The sequence below is a fragment of the Companilactobacillus halodurans genome (genome assembly GCF_009600995.1).
Classification (GTDB): Bacteria; Bacillota; Bacilli; order Lactobacillales; family Lactobacillaceae; genus Companilactobacillus; species Companilactobacillus halodurans.
Genome location: NZ_VDFO01000029.1, coordinates 13774 through 38002 on the forward strand (window position 1 = coordinate 13774; position 24229 = coordinate 38002).

Here is a 24229-nt window from a genome sequence, read left to right on the forward strand (position 1 = left end):
AAAGTAGGGCTTATGTCAATATAATTCCTCAATTAATTAAGAATTATTTTCATCATCCTTATCTTTTGACTTAATAAAGAGTACATAAATCATAGTTCCAATCAAAAAGATAGTATAGATGGCACTGGCAAAACCAGCATATTCCATAATTACCCAACCGGTGATTCTGGCACTAGCAATTAGAAGCATTGATAAAACTCCAAACATTACAACTTTTCGTAAGAGGTTTTGATAAATCTCATTAAATTTCTTTTGTCTATTTTTCATAGTAAGACAGCCCCCGAAATGATGGTACCACCTAAGATTGCTAAGATGTTGTTTAAAAAGTGTACGGTGATATCAGCTTTAATATTTTTAGTTCGATAGTAAACTCCAGCTAAAACCACTCCCAACAAAATTTTCGAAAGGGCGTAAATCCAGTCGGTATTGGCACTAAAAGGTGCGTGAACGTAACCAAAGACTATTCCGCTTAACAAAATTGCTAAAAAGGGTCGATCAACGAAAAACCAGTTCATAAGTATTCCACGGAAAAGAATTTCTTCCAAAATTGGTGCAACAAATATTGTGAAAAGAATTAAAATTACCATATTATTGTTTGCCACTAATTTCAAAGCATCGACGTTTTCATTGGAGCTCCTCATAAACGGTACGGTAGCAAAATTTATCACCATGGTTAAAACGGTTGCGATGACAACGATCATCCAAGTACCTTTAGTAAATTTTTGCGTAGGGAATTTTTGAGCATGTTTGAAAACAAAAATGAGAATTATTGTTGAAATCGCTAACAAAATGAGTGTTAGGAGTGGAGCATAGCTGATATATGAGCTATAATTTGCTCCGAGTTCCTTTTTAGTTAAAGTTAATATACTTAATGGAAGCTGTTCCATTAAAAATAAGAATAAAAAGGTTATAATAAGAAGTATGACTTTTATAGGATGATAAGTATTTTTTGATTTATTCATTGATAATTCACCTTATTTTTTTGAGATAATCGTTAGAAATCTTTGATGATTAGTGCTTTAATACTATAATGAGTTTTTTTAAAGGGAGTGAATAAATGTTCAAGATTGCTCGAGGTAGGATTAATAAAGTGCAAGTACTTGCAGCGGTCATTTTTATGGTTTTCCAAGTTGTTGCGACGCTTTATATTCCTAATCTTACATCAGACATTGTTAATAAAGGTGTTATTACTGGTGATATTGATTATATCATGCATGCCGGTATGGAAATGGCGATTGTGGCACTTATCGCTGTTATTGCTGCCTTTGGTAATGTCTTTATGGCAGCACAGGCCTCTCAAGGATTAGGTCGTAAATTAAGATCCGATTTATTTAAGAAAATATTATACTTTACTCACGATGAGTTCGACAAGTTCGAGACTTCATCATTAACGACTAGAACTACTAATGATGTTGTTCAAATCCAAAATGTGATGATTATGATGTTGAGAATGATGATTATGGCTCCAATCATGTTGATTGGGGCAAGTTTTATGGCCTATCAAAAAAATGCTGAAATGACCAAAATTTTCTTAATCTCTATTCCTATCTTAGTTATTGTTGTCGCACTGGTTATGTTTTTTGCGGTGCCATTGTTTAAAGCAATGCAAAAGAAAACTGACCGTTTGAACTTAGTCTTTCGTGAAGGTTTGACGGGTGTTCGTGTTATCAGAGCTTTCAGACAAGATAAATTTGAACAAGATCGTTTCAAAAATGCCAATGCTGATTACACTAACAATGCTGTTAAAGTATTCACGATCGTAGCGGTAATGTTTCCAGTCGTAACCTTAGTTATGAGTGGTACCAATGTTGGAATTACTTGGTTAGGCGCTCATTATATTGCTAATCAATCAATGCAAATTGGTAATATGATTGCTTTCATGACCTATGCTATGCAAATCTTAATGAGTTTCATGATTCTTTCGATGGTGTTCGTCTTCGTTCCACGTGCTTCCGCTTCTGCAGCTCGTATTCAAGAAGTTTTTGAAACTAAGAGCCGAATCGATGTTGTAGCAAAGCCTGCTGAAGTGGCAAAAGAACCATCACTTAGTTTTAATGATGTCAATTTTAGATATCATGGTGCTGAAAATCTAGCTTTGGCAAACTTGAATTTCAAAGTTACGAAAGGCCAAACTTTAGCCATTATTGGTGGTACTGGTTCTGGTAAAAGTACTTTGATCAATTTGATTCCAAGATTTTATGATGCTGAAACTGGTGTCGTCAGTTTAAATGGAACTGATGTTAAGGCTTTGATCACTGAAGATATCAACAGCAAGGTATCAATGGTTCCTCAAACTGCTATTCTTTTCAAAGGTACAATTCGTGAGAATATGGCCTATGGTAAAGATAATGCAACTGATGATGAAATTTGGCATGCTTTAGAGATTGCTCAGGCTGCTGATTTTGTTAAGGAACTCGATGGACAATTGGATGGTATTGTTGAACAAGGCGGAGATAACTTCTCAGGTGGTCAAAAACAACGTTTGGCTGTCGCTCGTGCCTTAGTTAAAGATGCTTCAATTTATGTTTTCGATGATTCCTTCTCTGCACTTGATTTCAAGACTGACCTTAATTTGCGGACAGCTTTGAAAAATGATGAGAAAATCAGTCAAGCAGTGGTTGTCATTGTTGGACAACGTATCTCAACTGTTGCTGATGCTGACCAAATCGTTGTCTTGGATAACGGTAAGATGGTCGGTCTTGGAACTCACCAAGAATTAAAAGAAAATAATAAGACTTATCAAGAGATAATTGAGTCTCAATTGAAGGAGGATTAGTAATGGCTGAAAAGAAATCTCAAGATTCACCTTCTGTTGGACATGGTCCAGGAAATCGTGGCCCAGCAGTAGTTGTGAAGCCTAAGAATTTTTGGAAGACCAGTGGTCGCCTAGCTAAATATATGTCGACTTATATCGTTGGTCTAATCATCGTATTAGCTTTAGCGATTGCTTCAGCCGTTTTCCAAATTAAGACTCCAAAGATTTTAGGACAAGCAACAACTGAAATTTACAAAGGGATGATGAAAGGGATAGCTCAACAAAAGGCTGGTATCGAAATTAATGGGCTCCCAATCAACTTTGGTAAAATTGAACAAATAATTTTCATTGTAATTTTAATGTATCTTGCTTCAGCGCTATTTAGTTTTATTCAACAATTTGTGATGACAAGAATCTCACAAAGAACAGTTTATAAATTAAGACGTGATTTGAAGTCGAAGATGCAACGTTTACCTATTTCATATTATGATTCGCACTCTAATGGTGATATTATGTCACGTGCTATCAACGATATGGATAACATCGCCGGAACTTTGCAACAAAGTTTGACGCAGTTGGTAACTAGTTCCGTTACTTTCGTGGGTGTTATCTGGATGATGCTGACAATCAGTTGGAAAATGACTTTGATTGCTATGATCACAGTTCCACTGAGTTTAGTTGTCGTGGGCGTCATTGCTCCACAATCGCAAAAATTCTTTAAACGTCAACAGACTTCATTAGGTCTCTTGAATAATCAAGTTGAAGAAAATTATGCCGGCCACGTCGTTGTTAAAAGTTTCAACCACGAGGAAGAATCAATCGATGCTTTTGAAGAAGAAAATGCTAAATTGTATAAGGCTTCTTGGAAAGCGCAATTGATTTCTGGTATCGTTATGCCTTTGATGACGTTCATTAATAACTTAGGTTATGTCTTCGTTGCCATTTATGGTGGTATTCAAGTTGCTAATGGTGGTATTTCTTTAGGTAATATCCAAGCTTTCTTGCAATACATGAATCAATTTTCACAGCCAATTGCGCAACTAGCTAACTTAACTAACACGATTCAAGCAACGGTAGCTTCTGCTGAACGTGTCTTTGAAATTCTTGATGAACCAGAAATGAAGAATGAAAAAGTCGATGTTCCTGATGTTGAAACTGACGATAAAGTTACCTTGGATCATGTTAAATTTGGTTACGAAGGTAGTCCTATCTTGCTTGAAGATTACAATCTAAAAGTTAAACCGGGTGAAATGGTTGCTATCGTTGGACCTACTGGTGCTGGTAAAACTACAATTATCAATTTGTTGGAACGCTTTTATGATGTATCTGGCGGTTCCATTAAGATTGGTGGCAGAGATGTCCGCAATATGACTCGTGAAGATGTTAGAAGTCATTATGCAATGGTTCTACAAGATACTTGGCTCTTTACTGGTAGTATTTATGATAACTTGAAATACAGTCGTGAAGATGCTACTAAAGAAGAAATCATCAATGCAGCTAAGGCAGCCCATGTAGATAACTTCGTCCGTCAACTTCCTAAAGGATATGACACAGTCTTGAATGAAGAGGCTTCAAATATTTCTCAAGGTCAAAGACAATTGATTACAATTGCTCGGGCTTTTGTGGCCAACCCTGAAATCTTGATTCTTGATGAAGCTACATCTTCAGTTGATACAAGAACTGAATTACATATTCAACATGCGATGGAACGTCTATTGAAGAATAGAACTAGTTTCGTCGTTGCTCACAGATTATCAACCATTCAAGATGCCGATAAGATTATCGTTATGAATCATGGTTCAATTGTTGAAACTGGTAATCATGATGAATTGATGGCTAAGAATGGATTCTATGCGGATCTTTATAATTCACAATTCGCTGGAAATGTCACAATGTAATTTACAAAAGTATATAATTAGAGCGTGCTAGGGCACGTTCTTTTTTTATCTTCAAAAGAAAGGGTAGGATTTATGGCAGATTTTACAGAAACTAAAGCTCAAATAATTGATTTAGTTAATCGACAAATTGTTCCTGGGGCTAGTTTTGGCTTCATCAGCTCGTCTCAGACGAAAAAATATACATACGGCAATAAGGCATGGTTTCCTGAAATTTTACCGCTCAAAGGCGATGAATTGCACGATTTGGCCTCATTAACTAAAGTGATGGGGACAGTTCCGTTGATTCTAAAAATGTTAGATGAGAAATTGATCAACTTACACGACCCAATCAAAAAATATCTCCCTGAATTTACCGATAGTCGAATCGAATTATTTCATTTAATTACTCATACTTCTGGTATTCATGGATTTATTCCTGATCGTGATGAGATGAATGGTGAAGAATTGCTTCAAGCCATGCTGAAGCTACCTGTAACTGATACTTTTAATAAGAAAGTAGTTTATACGGATACTGGTTTGATCTTTTTAGGTCTAGTGATTGAAAAGTTTTATAAGATGCCAGTTCAAGATGCTATTATGAAATACATTATTGAACCCGAAGGTCTAAAGGAAACCACTTTTGAGCCAGACAAAAAATTGTGCGTGCCGACTTATAAAGTAGCAGGAAAAATGTTGCAGGGAGTCGTTAATGACCCTAAGGCTCAACAATTAGGCAAGCATTGTGGATCTGCTGGAATGTTTTCAACTTTAAATGATGTTTTGAAATTTGCACAAGACATGTTGTTACCTGATAAAAAATTTCTTTATCATAACTATACGGAGTTAAACCCTGGTCGCTCTTTAGGTTGGGATGTTAAACCAGATGGCTCTGGCCATGTTTTATTCCACACTGGCTATACGGGACATTTTATTGCTTTAGATTATGCCCATCAAAATGCGATGGTTGTTTTGACTAACCGTGTTCATCCAAGACAAGTTAATCAATTATTTTTGGAAAGAAGAGAAACAATTTTAAATTCATTTTTAAAAGAAAGTAAATAATAAAAAAAGACTACTTGTAACTATTCAAATACGAATAGTAATAAGTAGTCTTTTAAATATATATTATTTTTGTTTGATATAGCCTTTATCGCCAAGGGCTTTACGAAGTCCCAACATAGCGGTATAAGTTGCTAGAACATATAATTTTTCAGTTGGAATCTTTGGTATCTCTTTGACGAAATCTTCAATTTCAACTGTTTCCAGATTTTTCTTCATATCGAGACCGGCAATCTTGAATCGATAAGTTACATCTTTAACACGTTTCCCACCAGTAATAACTAGTGGTAGTTTGCCGAAATCAAAATCTTCAAAGTTTCCGTCCCAAATCCAGCTTGTATCGATTCCATCAGCGTAGTTAGAATTCAACAAAAAGGCTAATGTATATGGATCTTTGTCGCTGAGAACTGTTTCGATGACTTGATTTAGACCAACGGGATTCTTAACTAAGATGATGTTGACATCTTTGCCATCGACGTTGATTGTCTCTTGACGTCCAAAAACTTTTTCATCATAGGCAAAGGCTTTTTGCATTTGGTCGGTGCTGATACCCATTTCTGAAGCAATCGCGAAAGCAGCCAAAGCATTGTAAACATTGTATTTTCCACCGATATTCATCTTGAACTTATTGCCATCGATTTCGAACTCAGTCTTATTAGGTAGGAGAGTAGAAATTTTTGTTACTTGATACTTCAAATCATTTCGCTTGAAACCACAATTAGGGCAGAAGTAACTGCCAAGATTGGCATAAGAAATCATATGATAGTGCATAATGTGATTACATTTAGGACAAAGAACGCCGTCAGTATTAGTTGGTGCTTTAAAATCTTCATTTTCATCGCCTTTGTCAGAAAAGCCATAGTAAACAAATTTGTTAGGCAATTCTTTTGAAGAAAAGATAGCGGCATCGCCATTAGCAATGATAGTTGCATCTGGTGCCATTTTGATACCATCGACAATTTTTTGATAAGTTGTATAGATTTCACCGTAACGATCCATTTGGTCACGGAAAATATTTGTTAAGACAAAATACTTTGGTTTGATATATTTACAGATGATAGGCACGTTAGCTTCATCGACTTCTAAAACAGCCAATGGCTTTTTGCTTTTTTTGTGATGCGTCACAAAACTTGTAACGATACCTTGAATCATATTAGAACCGGTTGGATTGGTCAAAACGTCATCATATTTTTGAATCAACATTTTGTTGATCAATGATGTTGTCAAAGTCTTACCATTAGTACCAGTAACAACGATAAGGTCGTAATCCTTGCCGAGACTTCTTAAAATATCTGGATCAATTTTGTAAGCAATTTTTCCTGGATAAGAAGATCCACCATTAAAAAGCTTGTTTAAAATAAAGTAGGATGTCTTTCCTGTTAATGTTGCGATTCCTGATTTAAATGTCATTAATAAAAACCCCAAATTGAATTAATTAAAATAATATTATCACACCTGAGCTACATTTTAGTTGATTTTGTTCGATTTGAAAATGTTTGATGTGTTCAAGAGCGTCTTTTTTCGTTATAATCTTTTAGGACATATTTTTGGAGGCGTAAATTTGGCTCAATTATTTTTTAAATACGGTGCTATGAATAGTGGAAAATCGATTGAGATTTTGAAAGTAGCGCATAACTATGAAGAACAAGGTAAGTCAGTTATCTTAATGACTAGTATTTTAGACACCCGTTCCGGTGCAGGTAAGATAGAGAGTCGAATGGGGTTAACTCGTGATGCAATTGCTCTTAAGGATGATTCAAATGTTTTTGAAATTGTCAAAGAAGAGAATCCAAACGCATCTTGCGTTTTGATCGATGAATGTGAATTCATGACCAAAGATCAGGTTTTGCAAGCAACAAAAGTCGTTGATGATTTAGGAATCCCAGTTATGGCTTTTGGCTTGAAGAACGATTTTCGAAATGAATTGTTCGAAGGAACTAAATATTTGTTGTTGTATGCTGATAAATTAGAAGAAATGAAGACAATTTGTTGGTTCTGTACAAAAAAAGCTACAATGAATATGCGTATGGCAAATGGTAAACCAGTTTATGACGGAGATCAGATTGCAATCGGTGGTAATGAAATGTACTACCCAGTATGCCGTCGACACTATAACCATCCTCCAATGCTTAATAAAGATTAATAATAGAAGAAAGGATAGTTAAGTTGGATAAAATATTTGAACAACTAGAAACGCTACTTGAAAGATATAGCGAACTTCAAGAATTAATGAGCGATCCTGAAGTTATCAACGACACTAAACGCTACATGGCTTATTCTAAAGAAGAAGCTGACATGCGTGATGTCGTAGCTGCCTTCAAGCGTTACAAAGAATTGAAAAAAAGTATCAGTGATAGCGATGAGATTTTGCGTGAAACTGACGATTCCGAAATGGAAGCAATGGCAAAGGATGAGAAGGAAACTTCCAAAAAAGAGCTTGATGAAATTGAACACAAGATTACTCTTTTGATGCTTCCTAAAGACCCTAATGATGATAAGAATATTATTATGGAAATCCGTGGAGCTGCCGGTGGCGATGAAGCCAGTTTGTTTGCCGCTGACTTGTTGACGATGTATAGCAAGTATGCTGAAAAACAAGGTTGGACTTTTGACATTATTGATGAAACTGATACCGAAGTTGGTGGCTACAAAGATGTTGCTGTCATGATTACAGGTGACAGCGTTTATTCTAAGTTGAAGTATGAAAATGGGGCACACCGTGTTCAACGTGTACCTGCTACTGAATCACAAGGTAGAGTTCACACTTCTACAGCAACTGTTGCTGTCATGCCAGAGTACGATGAAGTAGATATCGATATCGATCCTAAAGATATTAGAACTGATGTTTACCGTTCATCTGGTGCTGGTGGCCAACATATCAATAAGACTTCATCAGCTGTTCGTATGACTCACTTGCCAACAGGAATCGTTGTTGCTATGCAAGATCAACGTTCACAACAACAAAACCGTCAAAAGGCTATGCAAATTTTGAAGTCACGTGTTTATGATTACTATGAATCACAAAATCAAAATGAATACGATGAAAAACGTAAATCAGCCGTTGGTACTGGTGATCGTTCGGAACGTATTAGAACTTACAATTATCCACAAAACCGTGTCACTGATCACCGTATCGGCTTGTCATTGAACAAGTTGGATCGAATCATGAACGGCGAATTAGAAGAAATAATTGATGCTTTGATTGTTCATGATCAAGCAGAGAAGTTGGAGCAGATTCAAAGTGGAGAAGCTAAGCTATTCTAACGCCCTGAAAAGGGCTTTTTCTATGTTAAAAGATCGAGGAAAATTTCCTGAAGACGCCCAGTATTTATTAGAAGAGTTGTCGGGATTCAATTACACTCAATTACAATTGCATCGTAATGAAGAAATTCCAGCTGATATTTTACGAAAATTTCGTCAGGGATTAGTCAAATTGCAAATGGATGTTCCTGTACAGTATATTTTGGGATACGCATATTTCATGAATCGAAACTTTTCAGTTAATGATAGTGTACTTATTCCACGCCAAGATACTGAAGAGATGGTGCAAAAAATTATCGACGAGCATGGAAAAGAACAAGAAAGTATTCTGGATATCGGAACTGGTTCCGGTGTCATTGCCGTGACTCTTGGATTAGAATTTCCTAATGATGATATTCTGGCGACAGATATTTCCAATTCAGCTTTGAAAGTAGCAAAGCAAAATGCTGATAATTACCAAACAAATAATATTTTCTTTAAAGAAAGCGACCTATTTGAAGAGATCAAACCACAGAAATTTGACGTAATCGTTTCTAATCCTCCGTATATTGCAGAATCTGAAAAAGTTGATATGGATACTAGCGTAATTAAATATGAACCGGATTTAGCTTTATATGGAAAGAATAATGGTTTAGAATTCTATGAGAGTATCTCAAAGAAAGTTGATAATTATCTTTCTAATGGTGGTATTTTGTATATGGAGTTCGGTTTTCGACAAAAAAATGCGATAAAACAAATTTTTTGTGATAATTTACCCGAATATGTTGTAGAATTTCATAAAGATATAAGTGGGAATTACCGATATCTAAAAGCTAAAAAGGAGATGTAGTATTGGATACTGAAATACTTAAGAATACACAGATCAAAGAAGCTGCAGATTTCTTAGCCAAAGGACAGTTAGTTGCTTTTCCAACTGAGACTGTTTATGGCTTAGGAGCTGATGCCACTAGACCTGATGTAGTCAAAGATGTCTACGCTGCTAAAGGACGTCCTAGCGACAATCCTTTAATCGTGCATGTATCTGGTCCAGATATGGTCTGGGAGTACGCTGATAACAGTTATAAGCCATTAGCACAAAAGCTCATGAAGGCTTTTTGGCCCGGTCCATTAACGATTATCATGCCAATTCAGCCAGGTAAACTTTCTAAGGCGGTCACTGGGGGTTTGACGACGGCTGCTTTTAGAATGCCCAATAATAAGGCAACTCTGGATTTAATCAAGACATTTGGTAAACCTATCGTTGGTCCTTCAGCTAATACTTCTGGTAAACCAAGTCCAACGTTAGCTAAGCATGTTTATCATGATTTGCATGGTAAAATTGCAGCTATTTTGGACGATGGTCCAACAAAGCTTGGGGTCGAATCAACTGTTATTGATTTATCCGTTGATGTACCAACTATTCTTAGACCAGGTATGGTCGACTCAGATGACTTGTTAAAAGTTATTGATAATGTCAATAGTGATCACCATAAAGTTTCAGCTGGTGAAGTTCCAAAGGCACCAGGAATGAAATATAAGCATTACGCACCTAGCGCACAAGTGATTATTGTCGACGATGTCAATGATTTTAAACAGGCTATTTCTGAGTATGTTGCTAAAAATGTTCCATTAGGAGTTATGGCAACCGAACAAATTTTAAAAGAAGTACCATCAGGGATTAAAACATTTTCACTTGGTGAAGATGTAATTAGTGCTTCAAGAGATTTATTTGCCGGATTACGTCAATTAGACTCGGACCATGTGCAATATATTTTGGCCCAGGGCTTCCCAGACACAGGTCATGGAGCAGCCTACAGTAATCGGCTTAACAAATCAGCTGGAAATGCACACTATAAAAAATAAGGGAGACATATAATGTCTAAATTTACAGTATTGAACCATCCATTGATCCAACACAAACTTACAATTATCCGAAACAAGCACACAGGTACAAAGGTATTCCGTGAAGTTGCCAATGAAATTGGTGAGTTGATGGTTTATGAAATCACACGTGACTTGCCACTTAAGGATGTTGAAGTAGAAACACCAATGGGTAAATCTACACAAAAGGTCCTTGCAGGTAAGAAATTAGCTGTAATTCCAATCTTGCGTGCTGGACTTGGTATGGTTGATGGTGTCTTGGAATTGATTCCAGCTGCTAAAGTCGGTCACATTGGTATGTACCGTGATGAAAAAACTTTGAAACCACATGAATATTTTGTGAAACTTCCAAGCGATATCGATCAACGTGAACTATTTATCGTTGACCCAATGCTTGCTACTGGTGGGTCAGCTAACATGGCTATCGATGCTTTGAAGAAACGTGGAGCAAAGCACATGCGCTTGGTTGTTTTGGTTGCAGCTCCAGAGGGTGTTAAAGCTGTTCAAGATGCCCATCCAGACGTTGATATCTATGCAGCATCGCTTGATGAGAAGATTACCGATAGTGGCTATATCTTCCCAGGACTAGGCGATGCAGGTGATCGTTTGTTTGGGACAAAATAAAGATTTCATTGTTTTATTATATTTTATTTAGTGTTATTATTTTGTGGTATCAATTGTTTTCAATAAGCGAAGAAAGGAGGGTTATTATTGGATGATAAGTATAAGTTTATTGATTTCTTAGGCTTAAGATTCAATGTTGCAAATGACTTGTCAGTTCTTGTCTCTGCAATCCTCGTTTTCATTTTGGTATTTGCATTATCTCGCAAAATCACAATGAGACCTGGTAAAGCACAGAATGTACTCGAATGGATGATTGATTTTACTAACGGTATTGTAAAGTCGACAATGCCAGATGGGTCAGGTAGACGCTTTAATCTTTATGCATTTGTATTATTCCTATTTGTTTTTGTAGCTAATCAATTGGGATTAATATTCCAGCTAAAGGTCGGCGGATTCACATATATTAAGTCACCAACAACCAATCCATTGATTACAATGGGACTTGCAACAATTTCATTGCTGCTTTCACACTATTATGCTGTGAAGAAATTTGGATTTGGTGGCTATTTATCCAATTATGCGAGACCGGTAAAGTTCTTACTACCAATTAACCTTCTGGAAGAGTTTACAAACTTCCTAACATTATCATTGCGTCTTTACGGTAATATATTTGCCGGTGAAGTACTTCTTGCACTTATTGGAACTGTTGCAAAAAGTGTTGGAGCTGTTACCTTTGTAGCAGCAATACCATTAGCTATGGTATGGCAAGGCTTTTCTGTATTTATTGGAGCCATCCAAGCGTATGTATTTACCACCTTATCAATGGTTTATATTTCACGTAAAATGGAACAAGAATAACTTTTATTGGAGGATTTTTAATTATGAAAGATATTGCGGCAGCTCTTGCAGCTGGTATCGCTGCTCTTGGAGCATCAATCGGTAACGGACTTGTTATTTCTAAGACTCTTGAAGGAATGGCCCGTCAACCAGAAGTAGCTGACAAATTAAGAGGAACAATGTTCATTGGTGTTGGTCTTATTGAAGCTGTTCCTATCATCGCTATTGCTATTGCGTTCGTTATTCTTTTCGTTTAATACATATAGAAACCAAAATTTGGCGATAAAATAATTAAATCGCCTTTTTATATTTATGTATTTTATTTGAGAGGAAGGAGTGAAGAATATTGGCAGGTTTATTAGTTCTCGGAGCTAATCAAGTAGCTTTGGGTGACATGCTTTTCATTCTTGTTTCTTTCATCATTTTGGCATTGTTGGTCAAGCATTTTGCTTGGGGCCCTGTTACAAAGATGATGGATGCCAGATCTGAAAAGATTACTGGCGATCTTGATTATGCGGATCAGGAACGCTCACGTGCTGAAAAGTTGGCAAAAGAACGTGAAGATGCTCTTAAAAATTCACGTGCTGAAGCAGTGGGAATTGTAAATAAAGCTAAGGAGAGCGGTGAGACTCAAAAGAAGTCTATCGTCTCCGATGCTCATAGCGAAGCTGAAGAAGTAAGACAAAGAGCAAAATCAGATGCAGCTAAGGCTAAAGAAGATGCTATGGCTGGTGCACAAAAAGACATAGCTAATCTATCTTTGGAAATTGCTTCGAAGGTTATTTCTAAAGAACTTAACGCAGATGATCAAAAGTCACTAATCGACTCTTATATTAAGGAGTTGACGGTAAATGAGTCTAAGTAAAGTTCAAGTGGGAAAGCGTTATAGTAAGGCACTTTTTGAAGTGGCCCAAGAACAGGATTCTATTGAAGAGATGCTTGAAGATTTAAAGTCGTTAAAGCAGGTCTATGAAGAAAATCCCAGTTTGAGTTTTGCTCTTGCTGGACGTTCTATTTCTCGCACTGAAAAGCTAAAAATTTTGGATACTTTGAAGAGCCAATTTGGTTCTTTAATGCAAGATTTTCTTGGTTTAGTTTTTAACAATAATCGTATGGATTGTATCATCGAAATTGCAGACGCTTTCATTAATAAGTATGATGAAGAAAATGGCATTGTAGAAGCTACAGTCACTACGAGTATTGATTTAGGCGATGCTCAAGCTCAAAATCTTGAATCTGTGATTAAAAAGAGATTTTCAGTAAATAAAGTAAATTTAACGAAAATAGTTGATTCAAAAATCATCGGTGGCGTTATAATCCGTGTAGGAGACGAAGTTATCGATGGCAGTGTTATTAAGAGATTTAATGATATTAAGAAGACGCTATTGGTTAATTAATTAAGTCGAGGTGAAAAGAATGAGCATCAAAACTGAAGAGATTAGTTCACTGATCAAAGAACAGTTAAAGAACTATAAAAATGAACTCTCAGTTGATGAAGTAGGTACAGTTACATACGTCGGTGATGGTATCGCTCGTGCTAATGGCCTTGAGAATGCCATGGCGAGTGAATTGCTTGAATTCCAAGACGGTACTTTTGGTGTGGCTCAAAACCTTGAAAGTGATGATGTTGGTATCATTATTTTAGGTAGTTACGATAAAATTCGTGAAGGCGATACTGTTAAAAGAACAGGTCGTATTATGGAAGTTCCTGTTGGGGACAAGATGATCGGACGTGTCGTAAACTCTTTGGGTCAACCAGTAGATGGTCAGGGAGAAATTAAGACAGATAAGACAAGACCTATTGAATCACCTGCACCTGGTGTTATGCAACGTAAGTCAGTTTTCGAACCTTTACAAACAGGTTTGAAATCAGTTGACTCACTTGTTCCTATTGGTCGTGGTCAACGTGAGTTGATCATTGGTGACCGTAAAACTGGTAAAACATCAATTGCTATTGATACAATTCTTAATCAAAAAGATGAAGATATGATTTGTATCTATGTTGCAATTGGACAAAAGGAATCAACAATTAGAGCCCAAGTTGAAACCTTAAGAAAGCACGGCGCAATGGATTACACAATCGTTGTTGAAGCTGGTCCTAGTCAACCAGCACCTATGCTTTACTTCGCACCATATGCTGGTGCCGCAATGGGTGAATATTTCATGTATAACGGCAAGCATGTTTTGATTGTCTATGATGATTTAAGCAAGCAAGCTAATGCCTATCGTGAAATTTCGCTATTGCTTCGTAGACCACCAGGGCGTGAAGCATATCCCGGTGATGTTTTCTACTTGCACTCACGTTTGCTAGAACGTGCTGCTAAGTTGAGCGACAAATTGGGTGGCGGTTCAATGACTGCTCTACCTATTGTTGAAACACAAGCCGGTGATGTGTCTGCTTATATTCCAACTAACGTTATTTCTATCACTGATGGACAGATTTTCTTGAGTAGTGATATGTTCCACTCAGGTACACGTCCAGCTATCGATGCTGGTACATCTGTTTCTCGTGTTGGTGGGGATGCCCAAATTAAGGCTATGAAGAAGGTTGCTGGTACATTACGTCTAGATCTTTCTTCATATCACGAATTGGAATCATTTGCTCAATTCGGTTCTGATCTTGATGAAGCAACAAAAGCAAAACTAGATCGTGGTCGTCGTACTGAGGAAGTTCTAAAACAACCCGTACACTCTCCAGTTCCTGTTGAAAAACAAGTTTTGATTTTGTTTGCCTTGACAAGAGGATTCTTAGATAAGGTCAAAGTTGACGATATTAAAGAATATGAAGCTTCACTTTCTGAATATTTCGATGCTAACCATGCTGACCTTCTAAAGACAATCAAAGATACAGGTAAATTACCTGACGAAGATAAATTTAATGCTGATGTAAAGGAATTTACAGAAAACTTTTTAGCATCTAAGTCAGATGATGACAGTAAGCAAGATAAATAATACAGGAGGTTTAAATAATGGCTGAGTCACTTATGGATATTAAAAGAAGAATTTCTTCTACTAAGAAAACTGGTCAAATTACAAGAGCCATGCAAATGGTCTCTGGTGCTAAACTCTCTCGTATTGAAAAGAAATCTATTGCTTATCAATTGTATGAAAAAAAGGTTGAAGATATTGTTAGACATTTAACAGCGGCTGATGTTTTCAAGGAATTGTCAATTGCTGATGATTCGACTGATCCGCTAAGTCTTAACAGTCTTCTTAAAGTTCGTGAAGTTAAAAAGACTGCTTATGTTGTTATCACAAGTGATCGTGGACTTGTTGGTGGATATAATAGTAATATTTTGAAAGCTATGATGGATCTCTTTGAAAAGAAATATCATGGTGACCAAAGTAAATTTACGATTATTTCCCTTGGTGCTACTGGTACTGAATTCTTCAAGACACGTGGCTATGATATTGCTTATGAATATACTGGTTTACCAGATATTCCAACAGTTAAAGATATCACACCAATCATGAAGACGATTCTTCAAATGTATCAAGCAGAATTGTTTGATGAAATTGATATTTGTCACAACCATCACGTGAACTCATTGGTTTCTAATTTTTCTAATCAAAAATTGTTGCCTTTGACTGAACCTGACGATGTTTCCGCAGAAGAACAACAGGTTGCGACTGAATACATCACAGAACCTAACCCTAAAGCAGTTTTATCTGCAATTGTACCTCAATATATTGAGTGTTTGGTTTTAGGAGCAATGATGGATGCAAAAACAGCAGAGCATGCTGCTTCTGTTACAGCTATGAAGAGTGCGACTGATAATGCTAACGACCTTATTTCAGATTTGTCATTGCATTATAACCGTGCCCGTCAAGCTCAAATTACTACAGAGATCACTGAAATTATCGGTGGTGCTGCTGCACTTGAATAGTTTAGAAAGGAGCCAAATTAAATGAGTAGCAAAGGTAAAGTTATTCAGGTAATCGGTCCAGTTGTCGATGTTGAGTTTCCTTTGGATGGAGACTTGCCAGAACTTAATGATGCTTTAAAGATTAAGAAAAGCGACGGATCAATTATCACTCTTGAAGTTGCCCTAGAATTAGGTGATGGCGCCTTGCGTGCTATTTCCATGAGTTCTACCGATGGACTTCAAAGAGGTGCTGAAGTTGTTAATTCAGGCGGTCCAATTTCCGTACCAGTTGGTAAAGAAACTTTAGGTCGTGTGTTTAACGTTTTAGGTGAACCAGTGGATGGAGGTAAGGAATTTCCTTCTGACTTCCCAAGAAAGAGTATTCACCGTGAAGCACCTGCTTATGATCAATTAAATACATCAACAGAAATTCTTGAAACAGGTATCAAAGTTATCGATTTACTCGAACCTTACGTTCGTGGTGGTAAAGTTGGTTTGTTCGGTGGTGCCGGTGTTGGTAAAACCGTTTTGATTCAAGAGTTAATCCACAATATTGCTGAAGAGCATGGTGGTATCTCAGTATTTACTGGTGTTGGTGAAAGAACACGTGAAGGTAATGACCTTTATTATGAAATGAAGGAATCCGGTGTTCTTAAAAAGACGGCCATGGTTTATGGCCAAATGAACGAATCACCTGGTGCTCGTATGCGTGTTGCCTTAACAGGTTTGACAATTGCTGAGTACTTCCGTGATGTTGAAGGTCAAGATGTTCTATTGTTTATCGATAACATCTTCAGATTTACACAAGCTGGTTCTGAAGTTTCAGCTTTGCTAGGTCGTATGCCTTCAGCCGTTGGTTATCAACCAACATTGGCTACAGAAATGGGTCAATTGCAAGAAAGAATCACTTCTACTAAGAAGGGTTCTATCACGTCAATTCAAGCCGTTTATGTTCCTGCCGATGATTATACTGACCCTGCTCCTGCTACAACTTTCGCTCACTTGGATGCTACAACTAACCTGGAACGTAAGTTGACACAACAAGGTATTTATCCAGCTGTTGATCCATTGGCATCATCATCATCTGCTCTTGATCCTGATATTATCGGACAAGAACACTATAATGTTGCTACTGAAGTTCAAGAAGTTCTTCAAAGATATCATGAACTTCAAGATATCATTTCTATCTTAGGTATGGATGAGTTGTCTGACGAAGAAAAGACTGTCGTTGCACGTGCCAGAAGAATTCAATTCTTCTTGTCACAAAACTTCAGTGTTGCTCAACAATTTACTGGTATTCCAGGTTCTTATGTTCCTGTTTCAGAAACAGTTAAGGATTTCCGTGCTATCTTAGATGGTAAATATGACGATATTCCTGAAGATGCCTTCAATGGTGTTGGTGGAATTCAAGATGTCATTGATAAAGCCAAAAAGATGGGCTGGAAGCCAGCTGATGGTCAAGACGATAATGCTGAACAAGCAGTCGCCAATTAACGATAGGGGGAGATAATATGGCTGAAAACATAATGACGGTCAATATTGTTACTCCTGATGGTGTTGTTTACGATCATCATGCAAAACTCGTTGTTTTAAGTACCATTGATGGTGAAATTGGTGTCATGGCTCACCATGCTCCAATCATCGCCCCATTGGTGATTGATGAAGTTCGTGTCCGTCGTGTCGACAAACCTCATCATGAAGATTCTATCGCGGTAAATGGCGGGTTCTTGGAGTTTAGCAATGATCTAGTATCAATCGTCGCTAACAGTGCCGAAAGAGCTAGAGACATTGATTTAAGACGTGCTGAATATGCTAAGCAAAAGGCTGAAGAGACAATCAAGGTTGCTGAACAAAAACACAATGTTGATGATTTAGCCCGTGCTCAAGTTTCTCTACGTAAGGCTATAAATAGAATTAACGTAGGTTCACACAAATAAATTGTAAAATCAAAAGATCAAGCATTTGCTTGGTCTTTTTTTGTTTTAAAGAAATCTAAAGTATTGTCATTAAATGATGTCAAATCTTAAAAAAATGTTAGTATTTAGAAAAGTGAGGTTTATAAAATGACAAACATTGGAGTAAATGCCATAATTACGCTTGTGAGCCATATTATCTTTATTTGGATCAGTTTTAACGTCTTGCAAGTGGTAGATTGGAAAAAGTTATATAACAAAACCAACCCTAAAATGTTACAATTACTTGTAGCGTTTATTGCAATCGCTCTAGGTTATACAGTAAGCTCTTTTTTTATGAGCATTTTTAGTCTATCGCAAAATATAGCCTTGCTTTTTAAATGATTCCAGGTTTTGGAGGAGAATATTGTGCAACAAATAATCGTAAATGGACCTACGCAATTAAAAGGAACTGTCAGAATTGAAGGTGCAAAAAATGCCGCTTTGCCTATCTTAGCAACGACTATTTTAGCATCAAAGGGTAAGACCCTTTTAACTAATATCCCTCCGTTATCGGATGTAATAACAATGTCTAAAGTTTTAAAGGCTTTGGATGCCAAAGTTTCTTATGATGAATCTGACGAAGTATTAACAGTAGATACAAGCAAAGGAGTAGGGACAACTGCTCCTGAAGAGTTAGTCGATAAAATGCGTGCTTCAATCGTCGTTTTAGGACCTCTATTAGCCAGAAATAAGGCAGCACATGTAGCAATGCCTGGTGGCTGTGCAATCGGTTCTAGACCAATTGATTTGCATATCAAAGGCTTGGAAGCAATGGGTGCAAACTTTACTCAAAATGGCGGCTTTATTGATGCTACAACGGAAGGTTTGCATGGTGCAAACATTTATCTTGATTTCCCAAGCGTTGGCGCAACCCAAAATATTATGATGGCTGCAACTTTAGCTGATGGTGAAACAGTTATTGATAATGCCGCCAGAGAACAAGAAATTGTTGATCTTGCTAACGTTTTAAGCAAGATGGGTGCAAATGTCACTGGAGCAGGTACGAATACTGTTCGTATCGAAGGTGTTTCAAGTTTACATGGTTGTGAACATTCAATTATGCAAGATAGAATAGAAGCTGGAACCTTTATGATTGCCGCTGCTGTTACTGGTGGAGATATTTTCATCAAGGATGCTGTGGCAATTCACAACCGTCCTTTAATTTCGAAATTAAGAGAAATGGGCGTTTCTATTGAAGAAAGCGATGATGGCATTCACGTCGTTTCAAATGGTCGCTTAAAACCTGTTGATGTTAAGACGATGCCACATCCTGGATTCCCAACTGATATGCAAGCTCAAATGACGCTCGCACAACTATTAAGTGTTGGAACTACTGTTATGACAGAAACTGTTTTTGAAAACAGATTTATGCATTTCCCAGAATTCGGCAAGATGAAAGCCGAGTATAAGATTGAAGGTAATTCTGTTATTATGTTCGGTCCAGCCCAACTAAGTGGTGCTAATGTTGCTGCTACTGATTTACGTGCTGCTGCAGCACTGGTATTAGCAGGATTAGTTGCTGAAGGAGAGACTCGAGTTTCAAACCTTCAATATTTGGATCGTGGATATTATAATTTCACTGAAAAGTTAAGAAATTTAGGTGCTAAAATTAGACGAGTTTCAATTGATGAATCTGGTCGAGAAAGATTAGTATTAAATACAATACCAAGTGTTACAAAATTGGCTTAAATCTGACTTAAGGAAGTGGAAATTCCACTTTCTTTTTTTATTGGCAATTTAATGATTAGGCTGGTTATGATATACTTTTTGTGTTTAGATTTTGGAGGATAAGGTATGTCAAAATATCTAGGAATTGATTTGGGTACAGCAAATGTACTTATTGATGTAAAAGGAGAAGGTATCGTTTTAAACGAGCCTTCAGTTGTAGCAATTAATACAAAGAATAATGATGTAGTGGCTGTTGGTAAAGATGCCTACATGATGGTTGGAAGGACTCCAGCAAATATTAAAGCAATTCGTCCCTTAAAAGATGGCGTGATTGCAGATTTTGATATTACTGAAAAAATGCTTCAATACTTTATTGATAAATTAAATGTTGGCGGTCGTTTTTCAAAACCAACTATTATGATTTGTGCACCAACCAATGTAACGCCAGTTGAACAAAAATCGATTATTGAAGCTGCTGAACAAGCTGGTGGCGGCAAGGTCTATTTACAACTTGAACCTAAGGTTGCCGCTGTCGGTGCTGGTTTAGATATCTTTAAACCACAAGGAAATATGGTAATCGATATTGGTGGCGGTACTAGCGATATTGCTGTTATTTCAATGGGAGATATCGTCACAAGCCGTTCATTGCGTTTTGCTGGTGATAAGATGACGACTGCAATTCAAAGCTTTATCAAGCAACGTCACAGTTTGATTATTGGTGAAAGAACTGCTGAGCAAATTAAGATTGAAATTGGTTGCGTAATGGATGCTGACGAAAGCAAAACTTTCTCAGCTAGCGGAATTGATATTGTTAGTGGTTTGCCAAAAGAAATCACTACTAATGAAGTTGAAATTCAAGGTGCGTTGGAAGATGGCGTAGAGCAAATTGTCAGCGCCGCTCGCAACGTTTTAGAGCAAACACCACCAGAACTATCTGGTGATATTATTGACCGTGGTATCATGCTTACAGGTGGTGGTGCATTATTGAGAAACTTGGATAAGCTATTATCTGAAAAACTTCAAGTACCAGTTCTATTAACAGATAGCCCATTAGATTCAGTTGCTTTAGGTACTGGTGTTTTGTTGGATAATATTGAAAAACATAAGAAATACTAGGATGAAAAATGAAAAAAGACTTTGGTAAAGAATATCGTCATGATGTTTTTAGAAAAATAGGTTGGGTACTATTATTAATGTTAATCTTCTTAGTCTTAGGGATGCTGATAGGTTCAGCTTTGGGTGGTTCGAATCCACTGGCTGTTCTATGGCCAGGAACCTGGATGCATATGTTCGATTTTCTAAGGTAGTATGCTAAAGAAAATATTAATTGGAATCGTAAGATTCTATCAAAATTTTATCTCTCCAGTATTGCCACCCAGTTGTCGATATTACCCAACGTGTTCGACTTACTTTATAGATGCGGTCAAAAAGCACGGTGGAATTTTAGGATCGATTATGGGAATAGCACGAATTTTTAGGTGCAATCCATTCGTTCGTGGTGGAGTTGATCCGGTGCCAGATAATTTCACTATTTTTAGAAATCCTCATCCGGAAAAATATGAGGACGAAATTATCGCAAAAAAATTTCATAATAAAAAGTAGGGAAGATTTAATGTCTAGTAGAAAAAAATCAGTTGAAATAAGTTTAAAAGATATCAGTGATAATCCTGAAACATACGAACTTTGGGATCGTAAGAAATACATTGGTACAATTAAAAAAGACGGAGATCGTTATTTATCATTTGTTGAAAGCAACGATACTCCGTTCAAGTCAGTTAAATTAGATGATGCAATCAATGAATTGCTAATGCAATACAATTTACATAATCATTAATCAGGTGTAAATATGCAAATAAGAGAAAATAGAAGAAAAAATGATGTGGATTCAAGAATCGATTACGGCATAATTTTTTCCGTAATGATGTTAGCGCTCATTGGTATCATGTCAATCTACGTTGCGACAGTTCAAGATTCGCAGAATCCTTTAAAAAATGTAGCTAGCCAAATAGTTTGGTATGTCATCGGTGCTGTAGTCATCGCCGTGATAATGCAGTTTGATGCAGAGCAACTTTGGCAAGTGGCTAATTATGCTTACTATGCGGGATTGGCGTTGCTGTTTTTAGTCTTAATCTTTTATAGTAGGTCGTATGCGGCAAACACTGGTGCTAAGAGTTGGTTTGCCATCGGTTCATTCACATTCCAACCATCTGAAGTTATGAAGCCAGCGTTTATTCTAATGCTGGGAAAAGTAATTACCAATCATAATAGCGAATATCGCTCACACACGATTAGAACCGACTTTTTGTTGATTGGTAAGATGTTGCTTTATACTTTGCCAATCATGGTTTTATTGAAGTTGCAAAATGACTTTGGTACAATCTTAGTTTTCGTCGCCATTTTGGGTGGAATGATTCTAGTTTCTGGAATTGATTGGCGGATTTTATTGCCAGCTTTCTTGATTGTTGCAGTTGTAGGTGGAACAGCTTTACTATTTGCGACAACTGATTGGGGTCGACAAATTTTAGGCAATTTCGGTTTTAGATCTTACCAATTTGCCCGAATCGATAGTTGGCTCGATCCATCAGCTGATACTTCTGAAAATGGTTATCAGATTTGGCAAAATATGAAGGCTATTGGATCTGGACAATTATTTGGTAAAGGATTCAATGTCTCGAATGTGTATGTTCCAGTTCGTGAATCAGATATGATTTTTTCCGTTATTGGTGAGAATTTCGGTTTTGTCGGTTCATGTGTTTTAATTTTGTTGTACTTTTTATTAATTTATCAAATGGTTCAAGTGACTTTTGATACAAAGAATGAATTTTATGCTTATGTATCAACAGGTGTCATTATGATGATCTTGTTCCATGTTTTTGAAAATATCGGTATGAGCGTTGGATTATTGCCACTGACAGGTATTCCGTTGCCCTTTGTCTCGCAAGGTGGTTCAGCGTTGTTAGGAAACATGATTGGAATTGGATTGATAATGTCAATGAGATTCCATCACAAGAGCTATATGTTTGAAAACGGTACATTTGGACAAGGCAGGTAAATAATATGAGTAATAAGAATTATTATTGGGTAAAAAAAGGTGAAAAGACAACACGTATAGGCTTGACTAAAGAGGCTCAAGAGGCTTTAGGCGATGTCAAATATGTTGAATTACCTGATTTAGATAGTGAAATTAAAAAAGGTGAATCAAGTGGCGAGATTGAAGCACAAAAGGCTGTAGTTGAGCTAGAATCGCCAGTTAGCGGGAAAATCGTTAAAGTTAACGATAAATTAAATGATAATCCAGAGTTATTAAATAGTAGTGAAAAAAATGCATGGTTCTTTGAGGTAAATAATTAAATTTTTAAAATTTATCTTTTTATCGCTACTTATTTCTTGCAACATTTTTTAATAACTGTTTAAATTATCCTTGGAATTAATAAATGAATGGGGATAGTTTAGAATGAAAATCTTAGGTGAAAAGATCCGCCATTACAGAAAACTCAGAGGTATTTCTCAATCTGAGTTAGCTGATGGCATATGTACACAGGCAACTGTCAGCCTGATTGAAAAAAAAGACAAGATTCCAAGCATGGAAATATTGGTTCGTATTTGTGAAAGACTGGGTATCACAATGAACCTTGTTATCGTCAATGACGATAGTCAAATATATTCAATTATTAGCGATATTAAGAAGTCATTCTATCAAGATGATTTCGATGACATTAGTGACAAACTGGGTAAGCTTAAAAACATCAATGTCAATAATAAGCAAGAAATCAAGTTGATTCACTTCTTCAATGGTTTGATTGAATATGTTTCTAGCAAGAATTATGACAAAGCAATTTTTGATTTTAATCGTGCAATGAATGTCAATATTGCTAATGTTGATATGTATGACATTTTAATTGATGTCTTTACAGCAAAAGCTTATATCAACAAAAAGTCAGTTGATGAAGCAAGAGTTTATTATAATCAAGCTAAAGACTTGATTAAATCTAGTCTAGGCAAGATTGGTGATGAGAATTACCACGATAGCATTTTGATTTATGCCAATATGGCTGACTTGTCATTGAAATTAGATGATAACGACAAAGCAATCGAATATGCTAATGAAGGTATTATCATTGCTAGGAAAGAACAAACATTGTTCAAACTTGACGAAATGTACTGCTACTTAGCTGAAGCAGGCACTCGTGAAGGTCAAAAAACTGATGAAGATTATATTAAAGCTTATGTAATCTCAAGTATCAGTGAAAACAAACAAGTTTTTGAAAAGTTAAAATCTAAAGTAAAAGATATGCACTTGAACATCTTTTAATAAAAAACAATTTATTAAATTCCAATAATGCAAAAGAGGTTCACCGATTTTAAAAATCGGTGAACCTCTTTTTTTCATTCAATTATTATGGCTGTACGATAAATAAAGTTGATAGGTATTTTGCCATCAACTTTATTTTTGTATACCATTTATTAGTAATAACCATTTAAGAACACCAAAAAAGGACACCATTCATGCCCTTTAGATGTTCGACC

The 24229-nt window shown here is 36.5% G+C and carries 28 protein-coding genes; 25 read left to right on the top strand and 3 right to left on the bottom strand.

Going from position 1 to position 24229, the window contains the following annotated elements:
• Positions 1 to 36 precede the first annotated feature (36 nt).
• Entirely contained in the window at positions 37 to 267 is a 231-nt protein-coding gene (locus tag FHL05_RS08300) for a hypothetical protein (RefSeq protein ID WP_153384409.1), read from the bottom strand.
• Positions 264 to 962: a CPBP family intramembrane glutamic endopeptidase gene (locus tag FHL05_RS08305; RefSeq protein WP_153384408.1), complete on the bottom strand. Its 699-nt coding sequence runs from the start codon at positions 960 to 962 to the stop codon at positions 264 to 266. Before FHL05_RS08305 ends, FHL05_RS08300 begins: the two co-directional genes overlap by 4 nt.
• 95 nt (positions 963 to 1057) lie before the next feature.
• Here FHL05_RS08305 and FHL05_RS08310 point away from each other — a divergent pair, with 95 nt between their 5' ends.
• From FHL05_RS08310 to FHL05_RS08320, 3 genes are all read left to right on the top strand, one after another.
• Positions 1058 to 2776 (top strand): ABC transporter ATP-binding protein, encoded by a 1719-nt coding sequence (locus FHL05_RS08310; RefSeq protein ID WP_153522450.1) that lies wholly within the window; start codon positions 1058 to 1060, stop codon positions 2774 to 2776.
• A gap of 2 nt (positions 2777 to 2778) precedes the next feature.
• The gene (locus FHL05_RS08315) at positions 2779 to 4653 is read left to right on the top strand and encodes an ABC transporter ATP-binding protein (RefSeq protein WP_153384406.1); all 1875 of its coding nucleotides are present in this window, start codon (positions 2779 to 2781) and stop codon (positions 4651 to 4653) included.
• Between the two features lie 72 nt (positions 4654 to 4725).
• A complete protein-coding gene (locus tag FHL05_RS08320; protein ID WP_153384405.1) occupies positions 4726 to 5694 on the top strand; it encodes a serine hydrolase domain-containing protein in 969 nt (322 codons plus the stop codon).
• A gap of 63 nt (positions 5695 to 5757) precedes the next feature.
• On the opposite strand, the gene FHL05_RS08325 is transcribed toward FHL05_RS08320, so the two are convergent.
• Complete coding sequence (locus FHL05_RS08325) at positions 5758 to 7101, bottom strand: Mur ligase family protein (protein WP_153384404.1); 1344 nt, start codon at positions 7099 to 7101, stop codon at positions 5758 to 5760.
• A gap of 151 nt (positions 7102 to 7252) precedes the next feature.
• Between FHL05_RS08325 and FHL05_RS08330 the strand changes: the two genes are divergently transcribed.
• The 22 genes from FHL05_RS08330 (at position 7253) to FHL05_RS08435 (ending at position 24014) form a co-directional block, all read left to right on the top strand.
• Positions 7253 to 7834: a thymidine kinase gene (locus FHL05_RS08330; RefSeq protein WP_153384403.1), complete on the top strand. Its 582-nt coding sequence runs from the start codon at positions 7253 to 7255 to the stop codon at positions 7832 to 7834.
• A 23-nt stretch (positions 7835 to 7857) separates the two neighbouring features.
• Entirely contained in the window at positions 7858 to 8955 is a 1098-nt protein-coding gene (gene prfA / locus FHL05_RS08335) for a peptide chain release factor 1 (protein ID WP_153384402.1), read from the top strand.
• Positions 8900 to 9781, top strand: a complete 882-nt coding sequence (prmC, locus tag FHL05_RS08340) for a peptide chain release factor N(5)-glutamine methyltransferase (RefSeq protein WP_153522452.1) — start codon at positions 8900 to 8902, stop codon at positions 9779 to 9781. The genes prfA and prmC overlap by 56 nt, the downstream gene beginning before the upstream one ends.
• Before the next feature lie 2 nt (positions 9782 to 9783).
• On the top strand, positions 9784 to 10794 hold the full coding sequence (locus FHL05_RS08345; protein ID WP_153384400.1) for an L-threonylcarbamoyladenylate synthase: 1011 nt from the start codon (positions 9784 to 9786) through the stop codon (positions 10792 to 10794).
• Positions 10795 to 10806: 12 nt separating this feature from the next.
• Positions 10807 to 11436: a uracil phosphoribosyltransferase gene (gene upp, locus FHL05_RS08350; protein WP_059074479.1), complete on the top strand. Its 630-nt coding sequence runs from the start codon at positions 10807 to 10809 to the stop codon at positions 11434 to 11436.
• Between the two features lie 87 nt (positions 11437 to 11523).
• Positions 11524 to 12234: a F0F1 ATP synthase subunit A gene (gene atpB, locus FHL05_RS08355; protein WP_153384399.1), complete on the top strand. Its 711-nt coding sequence runs from the start codon at positions 11524 to 11526 to the stop codon at positions 12232 to 12234.
• Positions 12235 to 12257: 23 nt separating this feature from the next.
• On the top strand, positions 12258 to 12470 hold the full coding sequence (gene atpE / locus FHL05_RS08360; RefSeq protein ID WP_010020175.1) for a F0F1 ATP synthase subunit C: 213 nt from the start codon (positions 12258 to 12260) through the stop codon (positions 12468 to 12470).
• An 86-nt stretch (positions 12471 to 12556) separates the two neighbouring features.
• A complete protein-coding gene (atpF, locus tag FHL05_RS08365; protein WP_420360956.1) occupies positions 12557 to 13078 on the top strand; it encodes a F0F1 ATP synthase subunit B in 522 nt (173 codons plus the stop codon).
• Entirely contained in the window at positions 13065 to 13610 is a 546-nt protein-coding gene (atpH, locus tag FHL05_RS08370) for an ATP synthase F1 subunit delta (RefSeq protein ID WP_153384398.1), read from the top strand. Before atpF ends, atpH begins: the two co-directional genes overlap by 14 nt.
• A 19-nt stretch (positions 13611 to 13629) precedes the next feature.
• Entirely contained in the window at positions 13630 to 15165 is a 1536-nt protein-coding gene (gene atpA, locus FHL05_RS08375; RefSeq protein ID WP_153384397.1) for a F0F1 ATP synthase subunit alpha, read from the top strand.
• 17 nt (positions 15166 to 15182) lie between these two features.
• Positions 15183 to 16100, top strand: a complete 918-nt coding sequence (locus FHL05_RS08380) for a F0F1 ATP synthase subunit gamma (RefSeq protein ID WP_153384396.1) — start codon at positions 15183 to 15185, stop codon at positions 16098 to 16100.
• A gap of 21 nt (positions 16101 to 16121) precedes the next feature.
• Positions 16122 to 17573, top strand: coding sequence for a F0F1 ATP synthase subunit beta (gene atpD, locus FHL05_RS08385; protein WP_153384395.1), 1452 nt, complete (start codon positions 16122 to 16124; stop codon positions 17571 to 17573).
• A 17-nt stretch (positions 17574 to 17590) separates the two neighbouring features.
• Positions 17591 to 18016: a F0F1 ATP synthase subunit epsilon gene (locus FHL05_RS08390; protein WP_153522454.1), complete on the top strand. Its 426-nt coding sequence runs from the start codon at positions 17591 to 17593 to the stop codon at positions 18014 to 18016.
• Positions 18017 to 18142: 126 nt separating this feature from the next.
• Entirely contained in the window at positions 18143 to 18376 is a 234-nt protein-coding gene (locus tag FHL05_RS08395) for a DUF1146 family protein (protein ID WP_153384393.1), read from the top strand.
• A gap of 24 nt (positions 18377 to 18400) precedes the next feature.
• Complete coding sequence (gene murA, locus FHL05_RS08400) at positions 18401 to 19723, top strand: UDP-N-acetylglucosamine 1-carboxyvinyltransferase (protein WP_162000257.1); 1323 nt, start codon at positions 18401 to 18403, stop codon at positions 19721 to 19723.
• A 105-nt stretch (positions 19724 to 19828) separates the two neighbouring features.
• Positions 19829 to 20818 (top strand): rod shape-determining protein, encoded by a 990-nt coding sequence (gene mreB / locus FHL05_RS08405; protein ID WP_153384391.1) that lies wholly within the window; start codon positions 19829 to 19831, stop codon positions 20816 to 20818.
• Between the two features lie 8 nt (positions 20819 to 20826).
• On the top strand, positions 20827 to 21009 hold the full coding sequence (locus FHL05_RS08410; RefSeq protein ID WP_153384390.1) for a DNA-directed RNA polymerase subunit beta: 183 nt from the start codon (positions 20827 to 20829) through the stop codon (positions 21007 to 21009).
• 1 nt (position 21010) lies between these two features.
• Entirely contained in the window at positions 21011 to 21304 is a 294-nt protein-coding gene (yidD, locus tag FHL05_RS08415) for a membrane protein insertion efficiency factor YidD (protein WP_153384389.1), read from the top strand.
• Positions 21305 to 21314: 10 nt separating this feature from the next.
• The gene (locus FHL05_RS08420) at positions 21315 to 21536 is read left to right on the top strand and encodes a DUF2969 family protein (RefSeq protein WP_153384388.1); all 222 of its coding nucleotides are present in this window, start codon (positions 21315 to 21317) and stop codon (positions 21534 to 21536) included.
• Between the two features lie 12 nt (positions 21537 to 21548).
• The gene (locus FHL05_RS08425; RefSeq protein ID WP_153384387.1) at positions 21549 to 22754 is read left to right on the top strand and encodes an FtsW/RodA/SpoVE family cell cycle protein; all 1206 of its coding nucleotides are present in this window, start codon (positions 21549 to 21551) and stop codon (positions 22752 to 22754) included.
• Between the two features lie 5 nt (positions 22755 to 22759).
• Positions 22760 to 23053, top strand: coding sequence for a glycine cleavage system H family protein (locus FHL05_RS08430; RefSeq protein WP_153522458.1), 294 nt, complete (start codon positions 22760 to 22762; stop codon positions 23051 to 23053).
• Between the two features lie 103 nt (positions 23054 to 23156).
• Positions 23157 to 24014: a helix-turn-helix transcriptional regulator gene (locus FHL05_RS08435; RefSeq protein ID WP_153384385.1), complete on the top strand. Its 858-nt coding sequence runs from the start codon at positions 23157 to 23159 to the stop codon at positions 24012 to 24014.
• Positions 24015 to 24229 lie beyond the last annotated feature (215 nt).

Excerpts from the sequence above, each read along its gene's own strand:
- FHL05_RS08430 (WP_153522458.1), top strand. The coding sequence starts at position 22,760 with ATGAGTAATAAGAATTATTATTGGGTAAAAAAAGGTGAAAAGACAACA.
- FHL05_RS08420 (WP_153384388.1), top strand. The coding sequence starts at position 21,315 with ATGTCTAGTAGAAAAAAATCAGTTGAAATAAGTTTAAAAGATATCAGT.
- FHL05_RS08425 (WP_153384387.1), top strand. The coding sequence starts at position 21,549 with ATGCAAATAAGAGAAAATAGAAGAAAAAATGATGTGGATTCAAGAATC.
- atpA (WP_153384397.1), top strand. The coding sequence starts at position 13,630 with ATGAGCATCAAAACTGAAGAGATTAGTTCACTGATCAAAGAACAGTTA.
- FHL05_RS08390 (WP_153522454.1), top strand. The coding sequence starts at position 17,591 with ATGGCTGAAAACATAATGACGGTCAATATTGTTACTCCTGATGGTGTT.
- FHL05_RS08380 (WP_153384396.1), top strand. The coding sequence starts at position 15,183 with ATGGCTGAGTCACTTATGGATATTAAAAGAAGAATTTCTTCTACTAAG.
- atpH (WP_153384398.1), top strand. The coding sequence starts at position 13,065 with ATGAGTCTAAGTAAAGTTCAAGTGGGAAAGCGTTATAGTAAGGCACTT.
- atpE (WP_010020175.1), top strand. The coding sequence starts at position 12,258 with ATGAAAGATATTGCGGCAGCTCTTGCAGCTGGTATCGCTGCTCTTGGA.
- FHL05_RS08305 (WP_153384408.1), bottom strand. The coding sequence starts at position 962 with ATGAATAAATCAAAAAATACTTATCATCCTATAAAAGTCATACTTCTT.
- FHL05_RS08320 (WP_153384405.1), top strand. The coding sequence starts at position 4,726 with ATGGCAGATTTTACAGAAACTAAAGCTCAAATAATTGATTTAGTTAAT.
- mreB (WP_153384391.1), top strand. The coding sequence starts at position 19,829 with ATGTCAAAATATCTAGGAATTGATTTGGGTACAGCAAATGTACTTATT.
- FHL05_RS08410 (WP_153384390.1), top strand. The coding sequence starts at position 20,827 with ATGAAAAAAGACTTTGGTAAAGAATATCGTCATGATGTTTTTAGAAAA.
- prmC (WP_153522452.1), top strand. The coding sequence starts at position 8,900 with ATGATCAAGCAGAGAAGTTGGAGCAGATTCAAAGTGGAGAAGCTAAGC.
- FHL05_RS08310 (WP_153522450.1), top strand. The coding sequence starts at position 1,058 with ATGTTCAAGATTGCTCGAGGTAGGATTAATAAAGTGCAAGTACTTGCA.
- yidD (WP_153384389.1), top strand. The coding sequence starts at position 21,011 with ATGCTAAAGAAAATATTAATTGGAATCGTAAGATTCTATCAAAATTTT.
- FHL05_RS08325 (WP_153384404.1), bottom strand. The coding sequence starts at position 7,101 with ATGACATTTAAATCAGGAATCGCAACATTAACAGGAAAGACATCCTAC.
- FHL05_RS08395 (WP_153384393.1), top strand. The coding sequence starts at position 18,143 with ATGACAAACATTGGAGTAAATGCCATAATTACGCTTGTGAGCCATATT.
- upp (WP_059074479.1), top strand. The coding sequence starts at position 10,807 with ATGTCTAAATTTACAGTATTGAACCATCCATTGATCCAACACAAACTT.
- FHL05_RS08315 (WP_153384406.1), top strand. The coding sequence starts at position 2,779 with ATGGCTGAAAAGAAATCTCAAGATTCACCTTCTGTTGGACATGGTCCA.
- FHL05_RS08300 (WP_153384409.1), bottom strand. The coding sequence starts at position 267 with ATGAAAAATAGACAAAAGAAATTTAATGAGATTTATCAAAACCTCTTA.
- FHL05_RS08435 (WP_153384385.1), top strand. The coding sequence starts at position 23,157 with ATGAAAATCTTAGGTGAAAAGATCCGCCATTACAGAAAACTCAGAGGT.
- atpD (WP_153384395.1), top strand. The coding sequence starts at position 16,122 with ATGAGTAGCAAAGGTAAAGTTATTCAGGTAATCGGTCCAGTTGTCGAT.